The organism is Komagataeibacter kakiaceti JCM 25156 (genome assembly GCF_000613305.1).
The window spans coordinates 1-7,663 of record NZ_BAIO01000087.1 but is presented as its reverse complement, the minus strand read 5'-3'; the positions used below and the strand labels follow the sequence as shown (position 1 = coordinate 7,663).

Here is a 7,663-nt window from a genome sequence, read left to right as displayed (position 1 = left end):
TACGGGTGTGACGACGGTGGCGTCTGGTGCAGGCCTCAGCCTGCCGGGTTCTGTTGCGGGTGCGCTGACGACTGCCGGGACGACGGATGTCAATGGCGGCACGGTTGCTGGCACGACAACCAATACCGGGACGTTTACGGCTGAAGACGGCACGCTTGCGCTGTTGCGAACAATGGCGGCACGGCGAGGCTGAGCGACACGACGGCAGGTGCTGTGACGAATGCGTCTGGTGCGACATTCAGCGCGACGGGCGGGACACTGGCGAGTGCGGCGAACAGCGGGACGATGACGCTGGGTGCGGGCAACACCGTCTCGGGTGATGTGACCCAGACGGCCGGTTCGCTGACGCTGGACGGCAACACGGTTGACGGCACGGTTGCGGCCAATGGCGGCACGTTCGATGTGGCGTCTGCGGGTTCGACGGCGGGTTCTCTGTCGGGAACTGCCAGTGGCACGCTGGACGGCACGCTGGACCTGACCAAAGCCAGCAGCACCTATTCCGGCGGCATGTCCGGTTCTGGCGGCCTGACGGTCTCTGGCGGGACGGAGACGCTGACGGGTGCGAATACTTACACAGGAGCTACGACGATCAGTGGCGGCACGCTGCAGCTGGGTGATGGCGGGACGACAGGCAGCCTTTCCGACAGTTCTGCGATCCATGACAATGGTCAGTTGACCATTGACCATGGCAATGCGTTTGCCATGGCGCAGACGATTGATGGTACGGGCAGCCTGACCCAGGCCGGCACGGGCCGGACGACGCTGAGCGGCGTGAACACCTATAGTGGGGGCACGGCAATCACAGGCGGAACCCTGGTCGGCACGACGTCCAGCTTCGGTTCGGGTGGCATTGTGGACAATGCTGCGCTGGAAGTTTCCCAGGACACTTCGGGAACCCTGGCCAATACCCTTTCCGGGAATGGCTCCTTCACGAAGTCCGGCACGGGCACGGTTGCAATTGACGGAGACGATTCCGCCTTCACCGGGAGGACCGATATTTCGGCCGGCATGCTGGATGTTGATGGGTCCTTGGCCAACTCGGCTGTCACTGTCGATAATGGGGGCACCCTTTCCGGCACGGGCACGGTTGGAAGTACGAATGTTGCCGCTGGCGGCATTCTCTCCCCGGCTGGCAGTGGTACAATCGGTACGCTGAACGTCAATGGCACCTTGGACATGGCGACTGGTTCGATCCTGGCTGCGGACGGGAACGCGACGATGACAGGTACAAGCCTGTCGGTGGATAACCAGTCCTATCAGCAGCTGACCAGTGACCTGGTGAAGGTGTCGGGTGCGGCAGCCCTTTCAGGTGGCACGGTCGACTTCCATGTGGCTGATGGCACGGCACTGAAATATGGTGAAGCCTACACGCTGGTTTCGGCAGCAGGGGGTGTCTCGGGCAAGTATACGAACCTGTCGACGAACATCGTGAATGACTACACCTTCATGTCTCCGACACTGGTCTATACGGCCAATGATGTGGACCTGCTGATGCAGCGTAACGGCACCAGCTTCTCGGAAGCGGGGAATACCCGCAACGAGCGTGAGACAGGACGGGGACTGGATGATCTCCCGGACACCAGTTCGGTCGTGAAGGCGATGGAGCAGCTGAACGGCAACAGTGCCCGCAAGGGGCTGGATGCCCTCTCGGGCGAAGTACATGCTTCAGCCCGTACGGCACTGATCCAGGACAGCTTCTTCGCCCGTCAGGCAGTGTTTGACCGGCTGGCTTCCGCTGACTGTGACGGCCCCGTGGACAGCACGATCCGTACGGCCGACCTCAAGCACCGGCGCCGGACGGATGGCCATTGCTATTCGGACCGGGCCGTGATGTGGGGTGAAGCTTTTGGCAGCCTGGGCAGCAATTCGGGGGATGGCAATGCGGCGTCGATGCATCATTCGACCGCCGGGTTCATCATGGGGCTGATGCGCCGGTCGCCGATACATGGCGTGTCGGTGGCCTGATCAGCTATGGCCGTTCGATGTTCGATGTCGGGAGCGGGCGAGGTTCTTCGGGACACAGCAACAATGTAACTGTCGGTGGATATGCTGGCACACATTGGGGCAATCTGAACCTGCGTCTGGGTGCGACCTACACATGGGACATGATCAGCATCCGTCGCAATGTGGCGTTCCAGGGCTTCCAGAACCGCTTGAACAGCGCGTATCTGGGGGGAACGGCGCAGGGCTTTGGTGAGCTGGGCTACAAGTTCCATATGGGCAACACCACGATCGAGCCCTTTGGCAATGTTGCCTATGTGAACCTGCATACGGATGGTTTCCAGGAACATGGTGGTGCCGCGGCATTGCGTGGACAGGGCATCGATACGGGCGTGACGTTCTCGACCTTTGGTGTCCATCTGGCCTCGACGTTCCAGGCGGGCCGGTTCCTGCTGACGCCGCATGCGACGTTGGGCTATCGCCATGCCTTTGGTCTGACGATTCCCACAACACATGAACTGTTTGCGGCTGCCAACAGCGGCAACATGGACATCGCCGGCGTGCCGCTCTCAATCGATGCCGCAGTGATCGATACAGGGTTGTCAGCAAAAGTTAGCAACCGGATCGATATCGGAATATCCTATGTCGGCCAGTATGGTAACCAGTCTGTGGACAGTGGCGCCCGCGCACATTTCCGTCTGAAGTTCTGAGATTGATATCCCTCTTCCTGTGACGGGAAGGGGGAACAGAAGATAAGGTACAGTTGTTTATGAACAGGAAACTTGCAGCCCTTTCAGTGGCCGGACTTCTTTGTGTTGCGGGAGGATCGGCCTATTTCTATAATAGCGCTTATGCGACAGTGAGTAGTCCCAAGGCTGTGGAACATAAGGACGAGGTTGCTCCAAGTCTGGCAACCTCCTCAGAACATATTCTCCCGGGCGGTGCGTCTTCGCTGATAGCTGATGACAGGACGATCGGGTCCGGTCTGACATTCAGCACCTGCGTGCCAGCCGGTTGTCTCGTGCCGCTGAATCTGGATCAGAGACAGCTGGGAGATCTTGAGTCTGCCAAAAAGGTAGAGGTGAAGTTCTCAGCCGTATCCGGACAGGACATCAACATCCCCCTGTCCAACAAGGGGTTGGATAAAGCGGTGCGTAGGCTCAATACCGTAGAGAGATAAGTATTACTGCTCGTTGTAAGCAGAATTGACCCATGCCTCCACACTCCCCTGCAGCATTTGCCGGGGAGTGACCCTAACTTAAAACTGAGGGCACGTTCGGAGCAGGGGCACCGATGCGTTTAACGACTGACTACGCAAGATAAGAAAAAGTCCTGTAATCATAATACACTATGGGAAATAGTGCATTAGGTTAGAGTTGCGATATCGGTTTGTGTAAAATCATTCCCCTTGAAGAGAAGGGGAAGATTGTGTGCCTTGGCAAGGGCGTAGCTGGCGCAGTCACCGAAATTCAGTCCAGCGGGATGCCGCCCCTTGCCGAAGCAGATAAAGGCCTCGCGTGCCAGGGCAGCCTGCTCTGCGGAAAACGGGACAATCTCCACTCCTGCAGCTTCGTATCAGTTGATCAAGGCCGGTCCACGCGTCTGGAGACGCGCTACGCCCAGCCAGCACCATGCTGGTTTCCAGAAGACTGACGCTGGAGAGCAGGCAGCGATCGGTGTCGACGATCCGGGCGAGGAAATCGTCAGCATCCGGTTCACCACGCAGGATGGCGACCAGAACCGACGTATCAAGGACGATCACGTCGGCAGGCCATTGTTGTCGTAGAGATCCTCATCAGTAAGCGGGGTAGTCCCCTGCAGCCGCGTGGCGCTGGCCCGGCTGATCGCCTGCAGACGGGTCAGGAGCACGGCTTTTTCTGGTCCGATCTGTCGGCGGCGGACCCCATTCGGGATGAATTCCACACCGGCCTGTTCGAGGGCCTGGCGGATGGTATCAGTGGCGAGTGACGCTACGTAACCGGCCGCTCTGGGCCGCCTTGATTATGCGGCCTGTCTGTGCAGTGTATTCACGGGTTTCCAGTTCCATGGCAACAGTTCGTGGAGCCGGTTGATCTTGTGCTCGTTGATACGGGCCAGGACGTCGGCGAGGTAATCGTGCGGATTAAGCCGGGAGAGTTTTGCGCTTTCGATAAGCGTCATGGCATCAGCGATGTTGTCGCCCCCGGTGTCGGATCCGGCAAAGAGATAATTTTTTCGCCCCACGCATACGGGCCGTATGGCGCGTTCGGCAGGATTGTTGTCGATGGCGACACGACCATCTTCGAGGAACAGGGTAAAGGCCTTCCACCGGTTGAGCGCATAACGGATCGCTTTTGCCAGTTCCCCCTTTCCAGGGATACGGGCAAGCTGTGTTTCGCACCATGCGTGGAATGCTGTGACACGGGGGCGGCTTTGTTCCTGTCGGACAGCCAGACGATACGGGGCCGGGTGTCCGGTGATCTGGCGCTCGATATCGTAGAGCTCTCCGATCTGTTCAAGTGCTTCCCTTGCGATTGTCGAATCACTGCCCTTCCAGACATCATGGAAGGCCCGGCGGAGATGAGCCCAGCAGGCCGCTTCGCGCACGTGCACGGTTCCTGTTGCGTCTGGTTTATACAGATCCCTGAACCCGGCGTAGGCGTCAGCCTGCAGAATGCCCCGGAACTGTGCCAGATGGGTCTGGGGATTGATCCCCTTGCGATCGGGAGAGAACCAGTAGCCACGGCGGGCGGATCACTCCCTCCCCATGGGCGGGGATCGCGCAGATAGCTCCAGATCCGCCCTTCCTTCACGCCCCGGGGTTTGCCAGCCTGACGCAGACGGGGGTCAAGAACCTGCATGGGTGTATCATCAGCATGTAGCAGGTCTGCCTTTACGACATCCTGACGGATCAGATCTGTCAGAGGACGCAGAACGGCAACGGCCTGACCACACCAGTCGATCAGGGTTGAACGGGGAATGTCCACACCCTGACGGGCAAAGATCTCATTCTGACGATAAAGCGGAATGTGGTCATCGAATTTCGAGACCAGGATATGGGCTAAAAGCCCGGTGCCAGCCATCCCCCGTGGGACAGGGCGCGACGGTGCTTCAGGCTGCACCAGTGTTTCGCAGTGACGGCAGGATTTCTTCAGCCGTGCCGTTTCGACAACTTTCAGTTTTGCCGCAATAAAGTCCAGTATTTCGGTGACATCTTCGCCTACAAGACGCAGGGGACCGCCACAGGCAGGACAGGCCTCACCTGGGTCGAGAACAATACGCTCCCGTGGTGTCGTGTCAGAAACCTTTGGTTTGCCACGCTGCCGTGGGGGAGAGAGTGCATCATCGCTGACATCATGCTCCCTGATATCAGGAGAAGGATCGGCTGCCGCGATGGCGATTTTTACATCTTCAAGGAGCAGTTCGAGTTGTTCAATCTCACGGTCTATCTTTTCTGAACTGGCCCCGAATTTCTGTTTCTGAAGACGTGCGATCCGGATTTTGAGAGACTGGACAAGAGCTTCATACGCACGAGCTGACGCAGAAAGCCGAGCCACTTCGGTCTGCAGGGAAACAATCATTTCCCTCAGGGTATCCGGATCATCAGGCAGGACCGCAGGTGCAGACGTCATTATGAAAAAATAGCAGAAAACCTAAGAAAATTCAAAATGTTCTGCACTCTCACGCCATAAAAATCAGGCCACGCGAGACGGTGGTGCAGACCAGGAAGGGCGTCTCCACTCCATGCCTTCCCACAGCATGGCCATCTGTGCTGTCGTCAGGCGTGCAACGCCCTCTGCCGGAGACGGCCATGGAAAACGTCCCTTCTCAAGCACCTTGTAATAAAGACAGAACCCCTGACCGTCCCACATCAGAAGCTTGATCCTGTCCCCACGGCGACCACGAAAGGCAAAGAGCGCCCCTGATGTCGGGTTCTGACGCAGCACGTCCTGTGCCAGTGCTGCCAGACCCGATATGCCCTTGCGCATATCGGTCACCCCGCAGGCCAGATAGACACGCACGCCGTTGCCCACGCCAATCATGCCGTCTCCGCAATCCGGATGACCCGGGCCAGAAGATCTTCGGCAGGATGTCCCGTCACCCTGATACTACGGCCATTGCGCAGCACTATGGCCAGTTCGTCAGGATCACCGCCAGATGCCACAGCAGGTGTCGTCACTGAAGCAACAGGAACAAACGCCACAGACTGATCTGGGGAAGATAGTCTTTGACGGAATGACGTCCGCCATTGGTAAAGATGTTGGCGGGTCAGGTCATGTCGACGTGCCACATCCGATACACTTGCTCCATCCACACCAACTTCAGCCAGTATCGCCAGCTTCCGTTCATCCGACCAGCGGCGGCGGCGTTCAACGCCAATCAGGATTTCCTGGGTCATTCTTACCTCTCAAATGACGTCAATAACGACGTCGTTAACGACGGTAAGTTACCAGTCACAATCCTCAATCATAAGGCGGCCTCAAACGGCCGGTTACGACGCTACGCGGATTGCCGTGCGAGGTGATTCCAGGCGGCGGATGGTGACGACCGAAACGTGAGCACGTCTGGCCAGCTCCTCCTGGGGAAGATGGAGCAGGGCTCGGGCCGCGCGGATCTGGTCAGATGTCACATTCATGATTATTATATATCATAATGATATCTTCCAATCAATGCTGCTGTTGCAGGAGCATTGGTCTGTATAGCGATCCCCGTTGAGACCGGGTGCTGACAGCGATGCCCTTTTGTGGCAGTGGGTCGGGTGGCCGCAGAGGACGTGAACGCAAAAGCCCTTCACGCCCCGAACCTGTCCGGTAATATGGATTACCGGACAGACTATAATTTCTATTCTCGCGAAGCTAATTCAGAGACGAGCGATAATATTTTATCTATTTTTTTGTCTCGATCTGAAACGCTTGATTTGAAACGATTAATTTCAGACCGATCAAAGTCCGGATGAATTCTGATACCAATAATGGCATCTTCATATTCATCTGCACTAACAATAAATCGCTGATCATTTACTCTCATAAGAGCAATAATGGCGTTCCAAGATGCGCTCTTTCTAATGTCTTCAAAAAAAACATCAGTGGCATCTTCGTATAATTCGTCATCGGAGAATGTAAGGTTTTCTACCAAATATCGTGGCATATCAGACGACGCGCCAAGACAAATTGATAAGCTATCTTCATGTATTTTCTTGCATATACTTTCAGAGGCTCTCCGAAAAGCATCTGTAGTGAGAAATGCGCCATCAGTAAGGTTAGCAGTTATTTCATCGGCTTTTTTGCGTGCCATAAAGGTCTCCATATTGCGTATGCCAATGTTATATATGGCGTACGCCAATTGGTAAATGGTGTACGCCAAAATTTCTGAATTTCGTTGTATGAAAAAATTTGTACGGGCTATTTGTTACACTATGGGTAATAGTGTAACAGGCCAAACCTGAAACCGGCCGGCCTGTCCCGCGATTGCGGCGGTTTTCCTGTCCGGGGCGGGGGACATGTGTTACACTTTTCGGGATCATATGCCCAAACGCATCCCGAAGGCCCCAGTCCGGCCGCCTTGCCAGCTGTCGCTGTTCCCCGAAACGGCGGCGCTGGTGCGCGTGGATCCGGCCGCCAACTGCTGGCGCTTCTACCATCTGTCACTGCAGCCCGACCTGTTCGGCGGCACCGCCTGGTGCGGCAGTGGGGGCGGATCGGGACGGCCGGCCGGCAGGTCTGCGAACTGCGTGGCGATGCCG

At 56.9% G+C, this 7,663-nt stretch carries 9 protein-coding genes and 3 pseudogenes; 5 read left to right on the top strand and 7 right to left on the bottom strand.

Features of this window, described 5'->3' with window-relative positions:
• The 4 genes from JCM25156_RS29380 to JCM25156_RS22315 all read left to right on the top strand — a co-directional run.
• Nucleotides 1-193: hypothetical protein (locus JCM25156_RS29380; RefSeq protein ID WP_206777860.1), on the top strand; the 193-nt coding region annotated here is incomplete at its 5' end.
• A gap of 20 nt (nt 194-213) precedes the next feature.
• Nucleotides 214-1,965, top strand: a complete 1,752-nt coding sequence (locus JCM25156_RS29880) for an autotransporter outer membrane beta-barrel domain-containing protein (protein ID WP_199898840.1) — start codon at nt 214-216, stop codon at nt 1,963-1,965.
• The gene (locus JCM25156_RS22320; RefSeq protein ID WP_199898841.1) at nt 1,962-2,651 is read left to right on the top strand and encodes an autotransporter outer membrane beta-barrel domain-containing protein; all 690 of its coding nucleotides are present in this window, start codon (nt 1,962-1,964) and stop codon (nt 2,649-2,651) included. Before JCM25156_RS29880 ends, JCM25156_RS22320 begins: the two co-directional genes overlap by 4 nt.
• A gap of 59 nt (nt 2,652-2,710) precedes the next feature.
• Nucleotides 2,711-3,121, top strand: coding sequence for an invasion associated locus B family protein (locus JCM25156_RS22315; protein ID WP_034958773.1), 411 nt, complete (start codon nt 2,711-2,713; stop codon nt 3,119-3,121).
• A 185-nt stretch (nt 3,122-3,306) separates the two neighbouring features.
• On the opposite strand, the gene JCM25156_RS32600 is transcribed toward JCM25156_RS22315, so the two are convergent.
• The 7 genes and pseudogenes from JCM25156_RS32600 to JCM25156_RS29875 form a co-directional block, all read right to left on the bottom strand.
• Nucleotides 3,307-3,501: a type II toxin-antitoxin system VapC family toxin gene (locus JCM25156_RS32600; RefSeq protein ID WP_407637113.1), complete on the bottom strand. Its 195-nt coding sequence runs from the start codon at nt 3,499-3,501 to the stop codon at nt 3,307-3,309.
• Nucleotides 3,502-3,607: 106 nt separating this feature from the next.
• A pseudogene (locus JCM25156_RS32595) lies at nt 3,608-3,703 on the bottom strand (type II toxin-antitoxin system VapC family toxin); the annotation flags it as partial.
• Nucleotides 3,704-3,942: 239 nt separating this feature from the next.
• Nucleotides 3,943-5,552, bottom strand: a pseudogene (tnpC, locus tag JCM25156_RS22305) (IS66 family transposase).
• Between the two features lie 63 nt (nt 5,553-5,615).
• Nucleotides 5,616-5,963, bottom strand: a complete 348-nt coding sequence (gene tnpB / locus JCM25156_RS07155; protein WP_010510701.1) for an IS66 family insertion sequence element accessory protein TnpB — start codon at nt 5,961-5,963, stop codon at nt 5,616-5,618.
• Nucleotides 5,960-6,319 carry an IS66-like element accessory protein TnpA gene (tnpA, locus tag JCM25156_RS27845; RefSeq protein ID WP_007400224.1) on the bottom strand — a complete coding sequence of 120 codons (360 nt, stop codon included), beginning with the start codon at nt 6,317-6,319 and terminating at the stop codon, nt 5,960-5,962. The genes tnpB and tnpA overlap by 4 nt, the downstream gene beginning before the upstream one ends.
• A gap of 93 nt (nt 6,320-6,412) precedes the next feature.
• Nucleotides 6,413-6,556 (bottom strand): helix-turn-helix domain-containing protein, encoded by a 144-nt coding sequence (locus JCM25156_RS27840; protein WP_242402528.1) that lies wholly within the window; start codon nt 6,554-6,556, stop codon nt 6,413-6,415.
• A gap of 206 nt (nt 6,557-6,762) precedes the next feature.
• Nucleotides 6,763-7,215: a hypothetical protein gene (locus JCM25156_RS29875; protein WP_162136444.1), complete on the bottom strand. Its 453-nt coding sequence runs from the start codon at nt 7,213-7,215 to the stop codon at nt 6,763-6,765.
• Between the two features lie 229 nt (nt 7,216-7,444).
• Between JCM25156_RS29875 and JCM25156_RS30200 the strand changes: the two are divergent.
• Nucleotides 7,445-7,663, top strand: a pseudogene (locus JCM25156_RS30200) (hypothetical protein); the annotation flags it as partial.